The sequence below is a fragment of the Microvirga tunisiensis genome (assembly GCF_009296175.1).
Classification (GTDB): Bacteria; Pseudomonadota; Alphaproteobacteria; order Rhizobiales; family Beijerinckiaceae; genus Microvirga; species Microvirga tunisiensis.
Genome location: NZ_VOSK01000134.1, coordinates 1 through 17,366, shown reverse-complemented (window position 1 = coordinate 17,366; position 17,366 = coordinate 1). Strand labels below are relative to the sequence as shown.

Here is a 17,366-nt window from a genome sequence, read left to right as displayed (position 1 = left end):
TGCGGATGAAGGGAGTGCATCACGTCCTCCTGCGGTGAGAAGCTCGGCGTCGCAGGCCGTCAAAGCGCCAAGTGTACTCCTCAATGGCGTAACGCACCCGATCCCAACAACGTTCCGCCACCAAACACATTAGCCACCCATCGAGACGCCGCCGATCACCCGTCCCATGCGGTCGTTCATGATGCGGAACTTGCCTTCAACCTCCGGCATCAGATCCTTGAGGAAGGCCGTTTCCATCGGCTCCTTGCGATCCACGTACCACGTGGTGATTGCGGAGGGGAGGACGATGACAGCAGGAGGCATCAGGCCATCGGCGATGAGCTTGTCGATGGTCTTCTGGGCCTCGCCCTTGGCGACCCATTCATTCTCGTCGCCGCCATTGCCGTGCAGCAGATACATCACGGGATACCGCAGCTTGCCCGTGTCATAGCCGTCGGGAAGATAGACGTTGTAGACCTTACGCACACCATCTTCATCGACTGTAAACGTCATAGACTAAATATATATGTTTATTACAGTTTATCCGATGTTGACACGTTAGAGGCCAAGCAAGATCATTTTGCGATAGGCGCACCTCAGGAAAGTGTAAACACGTGCAGCGTCGGTTCGCGATAAAGACGATAATATTTGGAGACGGAGAGCGCTTTCCAATCTTAACTCGGATCGAGACTGGAGATCCTGTTTTTGACGTCTGCGTCTATGCCGCCTCCGACCTGCGTCCAAGGAGTGGGTCCGAAGACACAATCGAGCAGACTCTGCGAGGGGTGCAACTCCTGCTTACATTCATTGAAACTAGGGGAATTGATCTCAACGAGCGAATATCAAGTGGTCGCTTTCTAGATCCTTATGAGCTGGATGCTCTCGTTGTGGCGGCCTACAAAGGGACCGAGTCTTCAAAGACTAGTAAAAGGAAGTTGGTGGAGCCATTCCACAGCTCCAATATCCTAGCGCACTCCAACAAGTCTAAGACAGAGCGCGGCAAAGCCAAGCGTGGCACGGTAGCCCCAAGTACGGTCGGGCTTAGACTTCGCTATGCGCGACGCTATCTGGAATGGTTGGGCAAGAGAGCTGCGGGTCGGGTCGGCTCGACGTTGGAACGGCGGCGGATGTACATGGACCGATTGACCGAATTTTGTAGAGAGTTGCAGGTCCGCACTCCCTCCGAGCGCACGGGCGATCGACTGAGCATGACAGAGGAGGAGACGAAGGCATTACGCCGAGTGATTGATCCAGCGTGTTCTGAGAATTCTTGGGAGGCAATGCCAATCCGAATTAGGAATCGCCTGTATATAGAATGGCTCAGAGGAACAGGCTTGCGGCTGGGCGAACTGCTAGGCATCGAGATTAAGAATATCAACTTCGCGACCAACACGGTCACCATATTAAGGAGATCAGGCGATCCGAAAGATAAGCGCCGACGTCAGCCAAAAACCAAAACGCGGGCACGTGAGGTTCCTATCTCGCGAGAACTTGTGGCATTGACCCATGACTACATCATCAACGTAAGAGCCACTACCAGACGAGCTAAAAAGCACGGGTTTCTCTTTGTAGCCAGAAATGGCGATCCGTTGTCTCTTTCATCGATCGCGAAGCTGTTCTCGACTTTGAGAGAGAAGCATCCTGCTGTTGGGGGTAGTCTTTCAAGCCACGTGTTTAGGCACTCTTGGAATGAGGCCTTCTCTGAAGTAGCTGATGAACATGGGCTATCGGAGGAAGATGAGCGGAGAGCTCGGATTCATTCTATGGGCTGGTCCGATCATTCGAAGATGCCAGACCTGTATCTTAAGAGGCGAACGCGGCGAATTGCTGCCGAAGCCTCCATCTCAATTCAGAATAAGATGCTGAATCATACAGGCGTATCAGAAAATTGAATATGAGAATTCATCATGATCAAACACAAGCTCTTGCTCCCCTGAGAGTTATAACGACTATTGACGGAGCAACCTTCGACCCATCATTACTGGTGTGGAGGCTCGTTGGTGCGATCAAACCCAGGAAGTTTGATTTTCTTTCCATTCCGTTCGTTACCGAAGAGCTTCGTATCGCTATACGAGATGCATGTGCGAGCCTTTTGCTTTCTGCTTCTCCTGACCGAGTATGGATGATCCTTTCTAGTTTGCGGAGTTTTTTTAAGTTTTCAATCAGCCAATGCCATACAAGCGCACCGATCGAAAATATAACTCTAGCTGGCTTCATGAATTATGCGACCTCTATACCGCTCAGAAAGCGCCATAAACTTGCTCGCTTTCGAGAGAGCCTTCTTTCTTTACGTTCTGTTGGGTTCCCTCATCTTCAGGATGACCTCGTAGCCACCCTCTCAGAGCTCAAGATCCCAGAACATGACAAGGGGTCTGCTGTAAGTACGATGGATCCTACGAAGGGTCCACTTACTGATCTGGAGTATGATGCACTTATAGCCGCGATCCAAGACGCGTTTGCACAGAACCAAATGAACTTGGCAGACTATGTTTTGATTATGCTGGGCATCACTCTTGGCGCTCGGCCGACACAGCTTGCCATGGTCAAAGTCAAGGACCTGCAGGTCGGCGTAAAGCCCAGTGGCGACAAGTTCTATGTGCTACGCATCACCCGTCTCAAGCAAGGCAAGGGAGTTCGCCCAAGAACCTATTTTCGAGATCGAGCGCTCGCGGCTGATTTTGGGGCTATTGTTGAACGGCAGTGTAAAGCCTCACGCACTTGGGCGAGCGAGCGAGGGCTGAATGAAGATGAGGCTCCACTTTTTCCGTCCAACCACTACTTTGATAGACCGAGCGAATATACATCGGTTGCACCCCGGTACGAGTACCATCGAGGCGGAGCCATCATTGGCGAAAGGATATCCAGAACTCTAAGCAAACTGAGGGTTGTCTCGGAGCGAACTGGGAAGCCGATGAGGATCTTTCAAGCGCGCATCCGAAGGACGTTTGGAACCCGGTTAGCCGCGGAAGGGTATGATCTTGATGTCATATCAGAATTGATGGATCACAGTCATAGCAAGAGCTCTCATGTTTACATCGAAACACGTCCTGAATTGATTGAGAGAGTGGATAGAGCTCTGGCGCTTAAGATGGCGCCCATGGCGCAAGCGTTTCTCGGAACCATCGTAAGTGATGATGAGCCCTCAAAGAGGGACAAATTTGCGCCCGGGAGAGTGGTGCACCTATCCAATGCCGCATCCCTTGAGGCTCTTGGAGGATGCGGTAAGCGAGACTACTGTGGTCTCGCGGCTCCTCTAGCGTGCTACACATGCACTTTGTTCAACCCTTGGGTGGACGGATCCCACGAAGCCCTCTTGGAGTTACTGATTACAGAGCGTGAGGAACAGCTTCAGCTTGCTGATCGTCGTATAGCTACAGTCAATGATCGGACGATTCTTGCCGTAGCCGACGTTGTCAATCGCTGCTCCACAATCCTCTCTTCAGAACATAAGTAGGCTTCAAGGTGGACAACATAGTTATATTCACCGCCCAACGCGAGCTAACCGCAGAGGAACGGCTTGCTTCATTCATAGCCTTTGCAAAACTACAGCTACAAGCGTTCGGGCCAAAACTCGATTTTGACTCGCCCTCCTGGAATATAACGGACTATTGTCTAATTTCGGGGTTCAGGAATACTAGACTTAACGAATGCACGTTGCACTTCAGTCACCGGATTAGCCGACAAGAAAGACGCCCCTTCACCCCAATTTTGATGGGTTTCGCGAAAGCATATATTCGCTACAGCGCCAACAATAACCCAACTACGCCATCGAACCTCTCTTGCATACTACGTGCACTGAGGATCCTCGATCTCGCCCTTATAGGCGCAGGCAGCGAAAGCCTCACAAGGTGCAATGCAGCAATCCTCGATAGAGCGACGGCCCTTCTCCAATCTGCTAATCAGGGTACATTTAACAGCACAACCTACGCTCTTGAAACAATCGCTCGGTTCTTGGACGAGCACGGATTAGTTGTTAACCCTATAGGCAGTTGGGTCAGCTCAGGGCGTACTAAGAATATCCGCTCGGGGGACCGCCTTGGGAACTCGTTCGAGAGAAACAGGGCTCGCAAACTTCCGTCCGCAGAGATCCTAGATGCGCTGCCCCAAGCTTTCCGATTAGCGACAGAGTCACGAGATGTGGTTGTGACGTCCATGGTCGCGATCCTCTGTGCAGCGCCTCAAAGAGTCAACGAAATCCTAACACTTGCCGCCGACTGTGAAATTATTGATCCGGCTTGGGAGATCTTGAAATCCACGACCGGTCGGACCAGATCGACGGGATGAAGCATATAGACATGCGCAAGCTGCCAGCAGCAGCACAAGAGGAGCGTCGGCGACAGGTGGTGGGGCTACGCGAGAGCGGCCTGACCTATGAGGCCATTGCCGCCCAGGTGGGCCTGACCCGAACCGGCGTGTTCAACATTTGCCGCCGCTTCGCCGAGCAGGGACTGGCCGGATTGGCCAGCGGACCGCGGGGCCCGGCCCCTGGCACAGGACGGTTTCTCCAGGCCGAGCAGGAAGTCCAGATCCGCGCTCTGATCAGCCGGCACACGCCCGACGAACTCGGTCTGCCCTTTGCCCTGTGGAGCCGGGCGGCAGTGCGGGAGCTGATCGAGCAGTCCTGTGGGGTCCGGCTGGCGGTGCGCACCATCGGTACGTATCTGGCGCGCTGGGGCTTCACGGCCCAGAAGCCGCTCCGGCGCGCCTATGAGCAGTCGCCGAAGGCGGTGCGGCATTGGCTGCGGCTGGAGTATCCGGCCATCGTGGCGCAAGCCAGAGAGGAGAAGGGCACGATCTTCTGGGGCGATGAGACCGGCCTGCGCTCTGACGACGTGCGCGGCCGCAGCTTTGCCCCCAAGGGCCGCACACCTGTGGTGCGCCCCAGCCACAAGCGCACGAGGCTGGGCTTGATCTCGGCTGTGACCAACAAGGGCGAGCTGCGCTGGATGGTGCTCGACGGCGCGCTCAAGGCTCCGGGCCTGATCCGCTTTCTCGCGCGGCTGATCCAGGATGCCCGCGGCAAGGTGTTCCTGATCTGGGACAACCTGCCGGTCCATCGGGCCCAGGCGGTACGGGGCTGGTTGGCCGAGCGCCAAGAGCAGATCGAGGTTTTCCACCTGCCCTCCTACAGTCCGGAGTTGAACCCGGACGAGGGTCTGAACGCCGACCTGAAGCAAGCTGTGACCCGCAAGCCGCCCGCCCGCAGCAAACACGAACTCAAGCGTACCGTGATCAGCCACATGCGCCGGCTGACAAAGCTCCCCGAACGGATCCGAAGCTACTTCAGGCATCAGCCATTCCGCTATGCCGCGTAGTTCAAGATCACCCAAGCCGGATCAATAACAGCATCGGCTCGCACGGGCGCAAGATGTTGGGCCTACGATGGAAAGGATCGAAGGGAGCTGCTGACCATATCAAGTGGATCATGCCCGGAATGGCAGACGTCATTCGAGAGGCCTTGATAAGGATCAGGCGTGAGACGGAAGAAGCGCGCCGGATGGCTCGATGGTATGAAGAGAACCCAGATCGCCTCTACCTGCCGCCGGAACTTTCTCATCTCCGATCTAAGCAATTCCTGACGATGACGGAGGTAGGATCACTATACTTCGGCTCCTCGGCAAATAACTATGAGGTCAGGAAGTGGTTAAACAAGCAAGGGATCCCGACACCGTCAATGAAGGGAGCCGACAACCGAGACATCGCTCATGTCGCCTTCGCAGAATTTGAGCATCTTATTGTGTCACTCCTGCCTCTTGGGTTCCCGGTTCGCGATGCAGCAACTGGTATGCGTTACAGCGAATCTCTTTTTGTGATTCCCTTCAAACACTTCTCAAGATCAGGCCGCAACGGCACCGCGTGTATGTTCGAGCCAGTATCCTACGGGCAGGTCTATTTGAGCCTAGGCGGAAACGATAAGATTAAGTCTGTCTTCCAAAAAACTGGGCTCGATCCAGATGGTCGCCTCAAGGTATCAACCCACCAATTTAGGCATTATCTAAACACGATTGCCCATACTGGTGGTTTGTCCCAGATCGATATTGCAAAATGGAGCGGTCGAAAGAACGTCTCCCAAAATTCGGCATACGATCATCTGTCGAGCGCTGAGATTCTTAACAAGCTCCGGAGCCAGGTTGGCGATGAAAATCTGACAGTTGGCCCACTGGCTGAAATGCCCGCAAACCTTCCGGTAAGTCGAGAGAAGTTTTCAGAACTCGCCATTCCGACCGCTCACGTGACTAAGTACGGCTTTTGCGTCCACGACTTCGCGGCCTCGCCTTGCGAGATGTTCCGCAGGTGTCTGAGTTGCACGGAGCACCTTTGCATAAAAGGCGACGAGGCGAAGAGTGCCCGTATCCGGGAGCAACTCCAAATGGGGCGGCAATCGCTCAGACGGGCGCAGGAAGCCGTGGTTGAGGAGGTCTATGGCGCTTTTGACTGGGTAGAGATCCATGCAAAGACCGTCAGTCGCCTTGAGCAGTTGGTCGCTATCCTAGATGATGCCTCAGTTCCGGCCGGAACGATTATCCAGCTGAACAACTCTGGTAATCTGACGCTATCGGCCCAAGCCCTTAAAGACCGGGACCTTCTCGACAGCCCGACAGGGGCGGGGTTGCAGGCCTCCAACCAGAACCGAATTGAGATCACGCATGGCTAGGCGTGCACCAAACCTTACAGAAGCCAGGATCGATCAAATCGTTGAGATCGTTCGCGGAATCGATGGGCGCAGGACTTGGCCGGCGCTCATTGCGGCTGTCCACAAAGCGGTGGGAGCGACGTACACGCGCCAGGGGTTGTTCAAGCACGAGAAGATCAGGATCGCTATGGGCGTAGAAAGGGCCTCTTCGCAGCGCGGCGCCCAAAAAACGCCTCGCCCTAAGTCGAAGGAGCTCAAGGCGACACTCGATCGGCTTGAGCGTGCGGAACATGAGAACGCGGAGCTTACCATCCTTTTGGAACGAATGAGGGCGAAGTTCGTCCGTTGGGCCTACAATGCCAGCCTGAGAGGGATAACAGAGGCCCAACTCGATGAACCACTCCCTCCCATAGATAGGAACCGGAACAGACTTTAAGGGCTGCGACACTAAGGCGGGCCATACGGCAGACCGCTAAAGGTCCGACATCTCAGCCTACTTGCTCGGGGTGAACTTCGGTCACGTCCCAGAGATCGTGGCGCCCGCGTCCAAAAATATCTCCGCAATCGTTCAACAGAGGCGAAGTCGGGAGACGCCGTAAAACGGCGTCTTACATCCCGATCACCTCAAAGTGAGCCGTCGCTTCAGCGACGTCTTGCACTTTTCGCCGCTCAGGATGTCCAAAAAATGTGGTGGTGCAAGGTGTCAACAATTTCGCCTCACGAAAACAGGAAGTGGGACTTTGTTGACCATTTCATCATTCGGTCGCACCCAATTGAACAGAAATGTTAATCTGAACAGAGACTTGCAAAGATGTTAACGGTGCACTGTTCCAGGGAATTCCCCCAGTCCCGCTTCAACGTCGGTGACTGAAACTTCTGCGATACGACCGTGCCCGCGTCGGCGGACCAGGCCGCCATCGTGACGGCCAGTGCGGCGACAATCCTGCTCAGGGCTCGTGTAAATCTCATGGCTTCCTCCCGATTCATCTGATTGGAAGGGGAAGCCTAGCATTTGATGTCCTTACGCCAATCGTCTTCGTTCGAAGGGACCATGTCCCGAGAAGCAAGACCCCATTCGAGCATGGGCACCTTGCGTCCCGTCCCATGCGCACTTACCAAGATGTCCTATGAACACGCCCTGTCCCCGCTCCTGGGTCTCCACCGCCATCCAGATCATCGAGGCGGATTTCAACCGCTCGTCGGATACGCATTTGTTGCGAGTGCCGTTGCCTGCCGCTCCAGGTGTTGAACTTTACCTCAAGGATGAATCGACCCATCCTTCGGGCAGCCTCAAGCACCGGCTGGCGCGCTCGCTGTTTCTGTTCGGCCTGTGCAACGGCTGGATCGGGCCGGAGACCACGATCATCGAGGCATCGAGCGGGTCCACGGCCGTGTCGGAGGCCTATTTCGCCCGGATGCTGGGCCTGCGCTTCATCGCGGTGATGCCCCGTTCCACGTCGGCCGAAAAGATCGCGCAGATCGCCTTCTACGGCGGCGAGAGCCATTTCGTGGACAGCCCCGCCGAGATGTATGCGGAGAGCGCGCGTCTCGCCGAGGAACTCGGCGGTCATTACATGGACCAGTTCACCTATGCCGAGCGGGCCACGGACTGGCGCGGCAACAACAACATCGCCGAATCCATCTTCAGCCAGATGTCCTACGAGGAGCACCCGGTTCCGAGCTGGATCGTCGTGGGGGCGGGGACCGGCGGCACCTCGGCGACGCTCGGTCGCTATATCCGTTACCGTCGCCTGCCGACCCGGCTGTGCCTTGCCGATCCGGAGGCGTCCGTATTTCACCGGCACCTCGCGGACCGGTCCGTGTGCAGTGTCTCCGGGCCACCATCGGTGATCGAAGGTATCGGCCGCCCACGCTGCGAGCCGTCCTTCGTGCCGGACCTCATCGACCGCGCATTCGCGGTGCCGGATGCCGCGAGCATCGCCGCCGCGCGGGTGCTGTCGCGCCGCATCGGCCGCTCCTGTGGGGGCTCCACCGGAACCAACCTGTGGGCGGTCGCTCAGATCGTCGGCGAGATGGTGCAAAACGGGGAGCAGGGCTCCGTCGTGACGCTGCTCTGCGATTCCGGCGAGCGCTACCGCAGCACGCATTTCGACGATGCGTGGCTTGCGAGCCGCGGCATCGATATCGGGCCGGCCGAGGATGCCATGGAGCGGTTCTTCGAGACGGGGGCTCTTCAATCCGTTTGATGTTAGTCGCTGACCTCGTCGTGAGAGGCCGACTCAGCAAATGCATCCCTCGCTGTCATGGCCGGGCCTGTCCCGGCCATCCCGATCCTGTGAGGCGAGGCGCTTCAAGCTATCGAGATCACCGGGACCAGCCCGGTGATGACGGGAGGAAGGCTGCTGGTCCGTTATAAGCAAGATCCTGAGAACCCATGCAACAGGCGTCTTCGCAGTATGGGCCAGGGCTCGTCCAATCCGCTTACTGGCCGGGCTGCCCGAACCACTTCACCAGCAGGCTAAGATCAGTCTGCGACAGGTTGTGGCCCGAGGGCAGCATCTGGTGCTGAACCTCTGCGCCGGATGCCGACAACGATGCGGCGAGCCGGTTGGAGTTATCCGCCGGAATGATCGGATCCATGGCGCCGGAAATCATCAGCACGCGCTTGCCTGCAAGGTCCACCTGCGGTGCACTCGACAGCGGCACCATGGCCCGCAGCAGCGCCGCGCCGGCAAGCGCCTCAGGCCGAAGCATCAGCATGGCGGCGGCGATGTTGGCGCCGTTGGAGAAGCCCACGGCAACGGGCGCCTCGAGCCCATAGGCCCTGCGGGCCTCGGCGACGAAATCCGCCAACTCGTTCGCGCGGAATCTCACATCCTCCTCGTCGAACACGCCTTCCGCGAGACGACGGAAGAAGCGTGGCATGCCGTTCTCGAGGATCTTGCCGCGCGGGGAGAGCAGGGCGGAGCCGGGAGAGCTCATGCGGCCGAGGCCCAGAAGATCGTTCTCGTCGCCGCCGGTGCCGTGGAGCAGCAGGAGCGGCGGACGTTTCGGATCCGTGGCGGGTTCATAGCGGTGGATGAAGGACAGCTCGGTCATGGTTTTGTCTTTCTGTCAGACAGACACGTGTGCGCTTGTTCCCTCCCCCTTGCGGGGAGGGCAGGGAGACAGGCTGAGTGCGCCACCTTCCACACGTCATGGCCGGGCCCGTCCCGGCCATCTCGATCGGTGGGGCGCGGCGCTTTTCTGTATCGGGATCACCGGCACAAGACCGGTGATGACGAGGGAGGAAGAGGCTTGGGGCCTGTCGATCACGTATGAGCTCCGGCTTTCCGACCCCCGCCCTCAATCCCTCCCCGCAAGGGGGAGGGAAGAAGGTTGGCGTCAGTTCAAGCCAGCTCAGGCAGGTGAGACTCGATCTCGCTGCGCCGAGGCTCCAGGAACGCCGGCAGCTTCAGCTCGGCGCCCAAGCTGTCCTGCGGCTCGTCCACTGCGAAACCAGGCTCGTCGGTGGCGATCTCGAACAGAATGCCGCCCGGCTCGCGGAAATAGACGGACCGGAAGTAGTTGCGGTCCTTCTGCTCCGTAGGCTGCAGGCCGTGGATCTCGGCGAGCTTGCGTACCATCTCGGCCTCCTCGGCATCGTCCTTGGCGCGGAACGCCACGTGATGGACGGAGCCGCCGCCCATCCGACCCGGCAGGAAGCCGCCGGCGCTGCGGATATCGACAGTGCTGCCCATCAGGGCGTCGGTCTTGTAGCGCACGAGGGAGCCGTCGCGAGCAGTCTCGCGAAAGCCGAACACGTCGGTGAGGATCGCGCCTGTCCGCTCGCCGTTCTCGACGAGGAGCGTGACACCCTCGAGGCCGCGAACGGCATGCTCCGCTGGGATGCCTTCGACCGTCCAGGCGGGCTCGCTCTCCGCATTGGGAGTGCCGACAAGCGCGAGGCTGGTGCCGTGCGGATCCTTGAAGGTCAGCACGCTCTGACCGAAGCGCTTCTCCACCGTGCCGTGCTCGACGCCCTGCTCGATGAAGCGATGCGCCCAGTAGCCGAGAGACGCCTCAGGCACCCGGAACGAAGTCTCCTGGGTCGAGCCGATCCCGTTGCGTCCGGGTGCGACATGCTCCCACGGGAAGAATGTCAGAATCGAGCCCGGCTGCCCAAGGCCGTCACCGAAATAGAGATGATAGGTGCCGGGATCGTCGAAGTTGACGGTCTTCTTGACGAGGCGCAGGCCGAGCACGCGGGTGTAGAAGTCGAGGTTGCGACGGGCGGGGCCGGCAATGGCAGTGACGTGATGAATACCCTGGTGCCGCATGGGACCATTCCTTAACGGGCGAGCGCGGATTTGCGCTGCGTTGTCGAGAACATAGGTATCATCGAAGACCGCTGAAGTGCGGAAAGGGTGACCTTGCGGCATTGCAAAGCTACAGGTCCCCGGCATGCAACTGCGCGGGATTCCTGGAGAATTCGGTTCGGCAAGATTCCAGCAACCAAAGTCTCTCAACAACGCTTAACCTCAACGGCGATTCAGTATGTCGTGTTAACGGTTTGAGCCTGCCATCCGTGTGAGAGTCATCCTCGGACAAGCGATCAACCGGCAGCCAGCCAAAGAAAAGCCGGCGGGAGTCAAACGGATGATGAAGGATCAACTTCGCGATCTCATCGACAGGATCACCGAGGCGAACCATGTTTCGGATGATGACGTGAAGATGCTTCAGGGCGAGATCCTGGACACTGGCATCACGTGCCGCCTCGAGGTCGAATCCCTGCTGGCACTCGACCGCGTCGTCGATGCCGCGGAGAGCTGGGGCCCGGTCCTGACCAAGCTCGTGGTCGATTTCGTCGTCTGGAACCGGGCGCCCCACGGCGTGGTCAGCAATGACGACGCCTTCTGGCTCGCAACCCTGCTCGAGATCAGCGGTCCGTCTCCGAATGCCATGAGTATCGCCTATGCCATCCTCGATGAGGCCGGCTACGTCGATGTGGCGCTTCTCGATTTCATCATGCGCGGGCGCCAGCAGGCGAGGCTCTCCCAGATGGCTGCCTGAGGAGAGCGCTCTATCTAACGCTAAATGCTGACGAAGCCCCGCTTCCCCAAGGCACGGATGTGCAGTAACGGAGGTGGGGTTTAGTTTTGTTTGGGTGGAGCGTTCGAGGGTTCATGTTCGACAAGATCCTGATTGCGAACCGGGGCGAGATCGCGTGCCGGGTCATCAAGACCGCCCGGCGCATGGGCATCAAGACCGTCGCCGTCTATTCCGATGCCGACCGGGACGCCCTCCACGTGGAGATGGCCGACGAAGCCGTCCATATCGGGCCGGCCGCGGCCGCCCAATCCTATCTCGTGATCGAGAGGATCATCGAGGCCTGCAAGCAGACCGGCGCCCAGGCCGTGCATCCCGGCTACGGCTTCCTCTCCGAGCGCGAGGCCTTCCCAAAGGCTTTGGCTGAGGCCGGCATCGTCTTCATCGGCCCCAACCCCGGCGCCATCGCCGCCATGGGCGACAAGATCGAGTCGAAGAAGGCGGCAGCCGCCGCGAAGGTGTCCACGGTTCCAGGCTATCTCGGCGTGATTGAGGGGCCGGAGCAGGCGGTGACCATCGCCAACGAGATCGGCTATCCGGTCATGATTAAGGCCTCTGCCGGCGGAGGAGGCAAGGGCATGCGCATCGCCTTTTCCGCCGACGAGGTGGCCGAGGGGTTCGCGCGCGCCAAGTCCGAGGCGGCTTCGTCCTTTGGCGATGACCGCGTTTTCGTCGAAAAGTTCATCACCGATCCGCGCCACATCGAGATCCAGGTGCTCGGCGACAAGCATGGCAACGTGATCTATCTCGGCGAGCGCGAATGCTCGATCCAGCGCCGTAACCAGAAGGTCATCGAGGAGGCGCCTTCGCCGCTCCTCGACGAGGCCACCCGCCGCCTCATGGGCGAGCAGGCGGTCGCGCTGGCCAAGGCCGTGGGTTACGACTCGGCCGGAACGGTGGAGTTCGTCGCCGGTCAGGACAAGTCGTTCTACTTCCTCGAGATGAACACCCGCCTGCAGGTGGAGCATCCGGTGACCGAGATGATCACTGGCATCGATCTGGTGGAAGAGATGATCCGCGTCGCCGCCGGCGAGCGCTTAAGGCTGAGCCAGAGCGATGTGAAGCTCAAGGGCTGGTCGGTGGAAAGCCGCATCTATGCGGAAGACCCGGTGCGCAACTTCCTGCCCTCAACCGGTCGCCTCGTCACCTACCGCCCGCCGCAGGAGGGGGAACGCCACGGTGTCACGGTGCGCAACGATACCGGCGTGTACGAGGGCGGCGAGATCTCGATCTACTATGATCCGATGATCGCCAAGCTCGTCACCCACGCTCCGACCCGCCTCCAGGCCATCGAGGCCCAGGCGACGGCGCTCGACGCCTTCGCCATCGACGGCATCCGCCACAACATCCCGTTTCTCTCGGCCCTGATGCAGCATCCGCGCTGGCGCTCAGGCAAGCTCTCCACGGGTTTCATCGCCGAGGAGTTCCCGCAGGGGTTCAAGGCTCCGGCGCCGGAGGGCGACGTGGCTTTGCGCATGGCGGCGGTGGGCGCTGCCATCGATCACCTGCTCAACGAGCGCAAGCGCCACATCTCGGGCCAGATGCGCCAGGCCTCCAGCGTGCAGTTCGACCGCGAGCGGGTGGTGCTGCTGGGCAGAGAGCGGCATGAGGTGGTGATCGAGGACATCGAGGGGGGCTTTGCGGTCGTGATCAACGACCAAGCCTGGCCCATCGTCTCGGGCTGGGTGCCCGGCCAGCCGGTCTGGACCGGCACGGTGGGCGGCGAGTCCATTGCCGTCCAGGTGCGGCCGATCCTCAACGGCGTTGTACTTTCCCATGCAGGGGCGGCGGCCGAGGTGAGGGTTTACACCAAGCGCGAGGCGGAGCTGACGGCCCTGATGCCGGAGCGGCTGGAGGCCGACACGGGCAAGCAATTGCTCTGTCCGATGCCAGGGCTGGTGAAGGCGATCAGCGTGAGCGTGGGCCAGGAGATCAAGGCGGGCGAGCCTTTGTGCATCGTCGAGGCGATGAAGATGGAAAACGTGTTGCGCGCCGAGCGGGACGCCACCATTTCCAAGATCCACGCCAAGGAAGGCGACAGCCTGGCGGTCGATGCCGTGATCATGGAATTCGCATAAGGCGGTCATATTCGGTCGTTGTCCTGAAGACCGGTTCATAACCGCCGTCCTCATCCTGAAAAACCGGCCAGGAATCGGAAAAGGTCGGCTAGCCTTCTGTACGACAGAGACTGGACGTCATGGCCGGGCTTGTCCCAGCCATCCCGATACGAAGAGCGCCGCGCTTCAGACAATCGGGATCACCGGCACAAGGCCGGTGATGACGAGGGAGGGACGTGTCAGGCCAGCCTCTCAGCATGAGACGCATCAGCACTCGAGGAAGCGCTTAGATCATGCCCCTCTATTTCGCCTATGGGTCCAACATGGACCAAGCCGCCATGCTTCAGCGCTGCCCGGCTTCGAAGCCCGTCGGCATCGGGCGGCTCATGCGGCACCGCTTCATCATTTTCGACGAAGGCTATGCCTCCGTGGTGCGCGATCCGCAGCGCGCGGTCTGGGGCATGGTCTGGGACCTGGCCCTCGCCGACGTGCCCGCCCTCGACCGTTATGAGAGCCTCTCGACGGGCCTCTATACCAAGGTGGTCCAGCCTGTCGTAACCGAGAAAGGGCCGCGCCGGGCCGTCGTCTATATCGGGCGGAGCGCCAAGGCGGGCACGCCGCTTCCGGGTTACATGGAAGTGGTGGTGGAGGCGGCCGGGCATGCGGGCCTGCCGGAGGACTACATCCGAAGCCTGGGGATCTGGCTGCCCAAGGCGCAGAGTTCGGCCCCGATCCAGCAGAGCCCCAAGGTTCGACCGCTCTGGAATGCCCCTTCCGGAACAGTCCGCCGGAGCCGCTGACCGAACGAGGGGGTACCTGCATGAAAGCGAAGATCGATCGGATTTTCGGGTAAGTCGGACCCTGAGAAGGGAGAACGCATTATCCAGACGCTCGATGAGGATTACGCCGGGCGTCACACCGATGCCCGCCATGCACACCGGTAAGGTACAATGGCCGAGAACCGAACGTCACACGTTCTGATCCATGGACGCGTCCAGGGCGTGAGCTTTCGCGCCTGGACGCAGCATCAGGCTGAATTGCATGGGCTCAAGGGCTGGGTGCGCAACCGGCGCGACGGTACCGTCGAAGCGGTGTTCTCGGGTCCCGAAAACCTCGTCGACGTGATGCTGAAGGCCTGCCATGCGGGACCCGCCGGCTCGCGGGTGGAAAAGGTCGAGATCCTGGCTCATGGCGAACCCGACTTCGATGCTTCCGGCCGCTTCGAGATTCGGAGAACGGCTTAGCCCTTCGACGGCTCGGCGGTCTCGACAGGACCGCCCGCATTCTTCCAGGCGGTAAAGCCGCCCTCCACATGGGCAACGGCTTCAATCCCATGTCCTGTGCCGTCGCGGTCGAAAGGGCGGAGCGCCAGCCGGCGGCGCAGAAGAACACGTAGGTCCTGTTCTGAGCGAAGACCGGCTTGTGATAGGGGCTTTCCGGATCGATCCAGAATTCCAGCATGCCGCGCGGACAGTGCACCGCACCGGGAACGCGGCCCTCACGCTCGAGCTCTCTTGGGTCGCGCAGATCCACGAAGACGACATCCTCGCGGCCATGCAGAGCCAAAGCCTCGGCGACGGGCAGCGTCCTGATCTTTGCGTTGGCTTCGTCGAGCAATGTCTTGTAGCCGCGTGTGATGGATTGAGGCATGACAGGCCATTCTTCCCCTATGAGCTCTTCAACAAACTGGGCAAGATGGCGGCGGAGTCAACCGGAGGCGACGGGTGCTGGATTTCACCAATCTCGATTATGTGGCGCTGGCATTCTTCATCATCGCCTGGTTCGGCTATCACGCGGCGGTCGAACTCTCGCCTGCCGGGCAGAAGAGCTTGAACAAGCTCATGAACCAGTACCGCTATCGCTGGATGGAGCAGATGGTTGTGCGCGAGAACCGGATCGTCGACACCACGATCATGGCCTCGCTCATGAACGGCACCGCGTTCTTCGCCTCCACGTCGCTGATCGCCATCGGCGGTGTGCTGGCCCTTCTGCAATCCACCGACTCGGTGCTTCCTGTCTTCGCCGATCTGCCCTTCGGGGAGCCCCCGACACGACTGGCCTGGGATGTGAAGGTGGTGGGGCTGGCGGTCATCTTCGTCTATGCCTTCTTCAAGTTCGCCTGGTCCTACCGGCTGTTCAACTACATGGCGATCCTCGTCGGAGCGGTTCCCGTGCTGAAGGAGAGCAGCCGCGAGGAGGCGCTGGCCGTCGCCCGTCAGGCCGGCGCGATGAACGCGGTGGCCGGCAAGCATTTCAACCGGGGACAGCGGGCGTTCTTCTTCTCGCTTGCCTATCTCGGCTGGTTCGTCAGCGCCTATCTCTTCATCGGGGCGACGGCCGCCGTGTTGCTCGTGATGTGGCGGCGCCAGTTCCTGTCAGATGCCCACGATGCAGTCTTGAGGCAAACCGATGTCTAAAAGCGCGAGTCCCGAGGAACTGGAAGCTGCCGTGCTGGCTCTCCTCAAAGAGCGTGGCCCTGGCAAAACAATCGGCCCGGCCGATGTGGCCCAGGCCATCGGCGGCAATCAGCCGGATGGGTGGGGTCCTTTGATGCAGCCGGTCCGGAAAGTGGCCGTGCGCCTCATGAAGGACGGGCGCATCGTCATCCTGCGCAAGGGCCGTCCGGTCGATCCAGACGATTTTCGGGGGACCTATCGGTTGGCGCTGCCGCCGGAAGCGGATGCCTGAGGGCCGGGGAAGAGCCTCGGTGTGCGGTTCGTCGCATAATAGCCGATCAGGCCCGCCCATTCCTTCGCGCCCAGATCAAGGCGACGCAAGCCTTCCGAGACGAAGGCGAAGGGGCGGTGATTATTGCCCCCGCCGCCGGTCCGGAAATCCACCGGATAGGATGTGACGGGGAAGCCCGCCTTCTCGAAAACGCCGACCGCACGCGGCATGTGCCAGGCCGATGTCACGAGGAGCCAGCGCTCGCCTTCCCGAGGCTTGGCGAGATCACGCGAAAAGACCGCGTTCTCGGATGTGGTGCGCGAGCGCTCCTCCACGAGGATGCGGCTCGGATCGATGCCGACACTTCCGAGATAAGCGGCGATGATGGGAGCCTCGGCCGCGCCGTCACCGAAGACCGTGCCGCCTCCGCCCGAAATCAGGATGCGGGCCTTCGGATAGCGGTGGGCGAGCTCAATCGTGTCGAGCACACGCTCCGCCGATTCATTGGAGACGATCATGCCGCGCGAAGCAGAATCCGCTGCCTCCACGGAGCCGCCGAGAAGGACAATCCCGTCCACCGGCTTACCATCGTCGCGGAAGGGTGGAAACCGCTCTTCCAACGGCAGCAGGATGTAGCTGGCGATGGGCAGGAGGCCGAGTGCGATGGTCGCCAGCGTGACGACGAGGCTCATCCCAATCCCGAAGGATCTCAGCCGCTTGAACAGAGCGAGAATCAGCCCCAGCAGAATGAGGCTGATCAGGAGATTGGACGGAGTGGCGAAGAACCACGCGACTTTCGAGATTGTGTAGAACACCCGCCATCCTTATTCTTGGCGCTTCAACGCAACATCTTATACCAAGTCCCAACGAGGATGACTCGTCGCAGTTTCAAAGCACCAGAGATGTGATTCAACATGGCAAACGAGGAGGTTTGCTGTGTCGACACCGGTGGCGCTCCGATCTGATTACGATGCCACTCG

General features: G+C 59.7%; 15 protein-coding genes and 2 pseudogenes. 12 read left to right on the top strand and 5 right to left on the bottom strand.

Annotated elements, in window-relative coordinates:
• Nucleotides 1–129: 129 nt before the first annotated feature.
• Nucleotides 130–465, bottom strand: a complete 336-nt coding sequence (locus FS320_RS24785; protein WP_202882892.1) for an alpha/beta hydrolase-fold protein — start codon at nucleotides 463–465, stop codon at nucleotides 130–132.
• 299 nt (nucleotides 466–764) lie between these two features.
• Here FS320_RS24785 and FS320_RS24780 point away from each other — a divergent pair, with 299 nt between their 5' ends.
• The 6 genes from FS320_RS24780 (at nucleotide 765) to FS320_RS24755 (ending at nucleotide 8,820) form a co-directional block, all read left to right on the top strand.
• Nucleotides 765–1,871, top strand: a complete 1,107-nt coding sequence (locus tag FS320_RS24780) for a tyrosine-type recombinase/integrase (RefSeq protein WP_152714581.1) — start codon at nucleotides 765–767, stop codon at nucleotides 1,869–1,871.
• A 2-nt stretch (nucleotides 1,872–1,873) separates the two neighbouring features.
• Nucleotides 1,874–3,433 (top strand): site-specific integrase, encoded by a 1,560-nt coding sequence (locus tag FS320_RS24775; RefSeq protein WP_152714580.1) that lies wholly within the window; start codon nucleotides 1,874–1,876, stop codon nucleotides 3,431–3,433.
• A gap of 826 nt (nucleotides 3,434–4,259) precedes the next feature.
• Complete coding sequence (locus FS320_RS24770; RefSeq protein ID WP_152714579.1) at nucleotides 4,260–5,294, top strand: IS630 family transposase; 1,035 nt, start codon at nucleotides 4,260–4,262, stop codon at nucleotides 5,292–5,294.
• A 119-nt stretch (nucleotides 5,295–5,413) separates the two neighbouring features.
• Entirely contained in the window at nucleotides 5,414–6,634 is a 1,221-nt protein-coding gene (locus FS320_RS24765) for a hypothetical protein (protein ID WP_152714578.1), read from the top strand.
• The gene (locus tag FS320_RS24760) at nucleotides 6,627–7,049 is read left to right on the top strand and encodes a hypothetical protein (RefSeq protein ID WP_152714577.1); all 423 of its coding nucleotides are present in this window, start codon (nucleotides 6,627–6,629) and stop codon (nucleotides 7,047–7,049) included. The genes FS320_RS24765 and FS320_RS24760 overlap by 8 nt, the downstream gene beginning before the upstream one ends.
• 691 nt (nucleotides 7,050–7,740) lie before the next feature.
• Nucleotides 7,741–8,820 carry a PLP-dependent cysteine synthase family protein gene (locus FS320_RS24755; protein WP_152714576.1) on the top strand — a complete coding sequence of 360 codons (1,080 nt, stop codon included), beginning with the start codon at nucleotides 7,741–7,743 and terminating at the stop codon, nucleotides 8,818–8,820.
• A gap of 235 nt (nucleotides 8,821–9,055) precedes the next feature.
• Here FS320_RS24755 and FS320_RS24750 read toward each other — a convergent pair whose 3' ends face one another.
• The gene (locus FS320_RS24750) at nucleotides 9,056–9,673 is read right to left on the bottom strand and encodes an alpha/beta hydrolase (protein WP_152714575.1); all 618 of its coding nucleotides are present in this window, start codon (nucleotides 9,671–9,673) and stop codon (nucleotides 9,056–9,058) included.
• 290 nt (nucleotides 9,674–9,963) lie between these two features.
• On the bottom strand, nucleotides 9,964–10,893 hold the full coding sequence (locus FS320_RS24745) for a ring-cleaving dioxygenase (protein ID WP_152714574.1): 930 nt from the start codon (nucleotides 10,891–10,893) through the stop codon (nucleotides 9,964–9,966).
• A 319-nt stretch (nucleotides 10,894–11,212) separates the two neighbouring features.
• Between FS320_RS24745 and FS320_RS24740 the strand changes: the two genes are divergently transcribed.
• The 4 genes and pseudogenes from FS320_RS24740 (at nucleotide 11,213) to FS320_RS24725 (ending at nucleotide 14,963) form a co-directional block, all read left to right on the top strand.
• Nucleotides 11,213–11,626, top strand: a complete 414-nt coding sequence (locus tag FS320_RS24740) for a hypothetical protein (RefSeq protein WP_152714573.1) — start codon at nucleotides 11,213–11,215, stop codon at nucleotides 11,624–11,626.
• Nucleotides 11,627–11,739: 113 nt separating this feature from the next.
• On the top strand, nucleotides 11,740–13,740 hold the full coding sequence (locus tag FS320_RS24735; RefSeq protein WP_152714572.1) for an acetyl-CoA carboxylase biotin carboxylase subunit: 2,001 nt from the start codon (nucleotides 11,740–11,742) through the stop codon (nucleotides 13,738–13,740).
• A 272-nt stretch (nucleotides 13,741–14,012) separates the two neighbouring features.
• Nucleotides 14,013–14,423, top strand: a pseudogene (locus tag FS320_RS24730) (gamma-glutamylcyclotransferase family protein); the annotation flags it as partial.
• Between the two features lie 246 nt (nucleotides 14,424–14,669).
• Nucleotides 14,670–14,963: an acylphosphatase gene (locus FS320_RS24725; protein ID WP_152714570.1), complete on the top strand. Its 294-nt coding sequence runs from the start codon at nucleotides 14,670–14,672 to the stop codon at nucleotides 14,961–14,963.
• On the opposite strand, the pseudogene FS320_RS24720 reads toward FS320_RS24725, so the two are convergent.
• Nucleotides 14,960–15,369 (bottom strand): annotated as a pseudogene (locus FS320_RS24720) (rhodanese-like domain-containing protein). The gene FS320_RS24725 and the pseudogene FS320_RS24720 overlap by 4 nt on opposite strands.
• Before the next feature lie 74 nt (nucleotides 15,370–15,443).
• Between FS320_RS24720 and FS320_RS24715 the strand changes: the two are divergent.
• Both FS320_RS24715 and FS320_RS24710 read left to right on the top strand, forming a co-directional pair.
• On the top strand, nucleotides 15,444–16,136 hold the full coding sequence (locus FS320_RS24715) for a DUF599 family protein (RefSeq protein WP_162003319.1): 693 nt from the start codon (nucleotides 15,444–15,446) through the stop codon (nucleotides 16,134–16,136).
• Entirely contained in the window at nucleotides 16,129–16,407 is a 279-nt protein-coding gene (locus FS320_RS24710; RefSeq protein WP_152714569.1) for a DUF3253 domain-containing protein, read from the top strand. The genes FS320_RS24715 and FS320_RS24710 overlap by 8 nt, the downstream gene beginning before the upstream one ends.
• Here FS320_RS24710 and FS320_RS48255 read toward each other — a convergent pair.
• A complete protein-coding gene (locus FS320_RS48255) occupies nucleotides 16,371–17,201 on the bottom strand; it encodes an ElyC/SanA/YdcF family protein (RefSeq protein ID WP_152714568.1) in 831 nt (276 codons plus the stop codon). The genes FS320_RS24710 and FS320_RS48255 overlap by 37 nt on opposite strands.
• Between the last annotated feature and the right edge of the window lie 165 nt (nucleotides 17,202–17,366).

Bases quoted from the DNA above. Each gene is read 5' to 3' on its own strand.
- FS320_RS24775 (WP_152714580.1), top strand. From the start codon at position 1,874: ATGAGAATTCATCATGATCAAACACAAGCTCTTGCTCCCCTGAGAGTT.
- FS320_RS24770 (WP_152714579.1), top strand. From the start codon at position 4,260: ATGAAGCATATAGACATGCGCAAGCTGCCAGCAGCAGCACAAGAGGAG.
- FS320_RS24765 (WP_152714578.1), top strand. From the start codon at position 5,414: ATGGCAGACGTCATTCGAGAGGCCTTGATAAGGATCAGGCGTGAGACG.
- FS320_RS24760 (WP_152714577.1), top strand. From the start codon at position 6,627: ATGGCTAGGCGTGCACCAAACCTTACAGAAGCCAGGATCGATCAAATC.
- FS320_RS24755 (WP_152714576.1), top strand. From the start codon at position 7,741: ATGAACACGCCCTGTCCCCGCTCCTGGGTCTCCACCGCCATCCAGATC.
- FS320_RS24750 (WP_152714575.1), bottom strand. From the start codon at position 9,673: ATGACCGAGCTGTCCTTCATCCACCGCTATGAACCCGCCACGGATCCG.
- FS320_RS24745 (WP_152714574.1), bottom strand. From the start codon at position 10,893: ATGCGGCACCAGGGTATTCATCACGTCACTGCCATTGCCGGCCCCGCC.
- FS320_RS24740 (WP_152714573.1), top strand. From the start codon at position 11,213: ATGATGAAGGATCAACTTCGCGATCTCATCGACAGGATCACCGAGGCG.
- FS320_RS24735 (WP_152714572.1), top strand. From the start codon at position 11,740: ATGTTCGACAAGATCCTGATTGCGAACCGGGGCGAGATCGCGTGCCGG.
- FS320_RS24725 (WP_152714570.1), top strand. From the start codon at position 14,670: ATGGCCGAGAACCGAACGTCACACGTTCTGATCCATGGACGCGTCCAG.
- FS320_RS24710 (WP_152714569.1), top strand. From the start codon at position 16,129: ATGTCTAAAAGCGCGAGTCCCGAGGAACTGGAAGCTGCCGTGCTGGCT.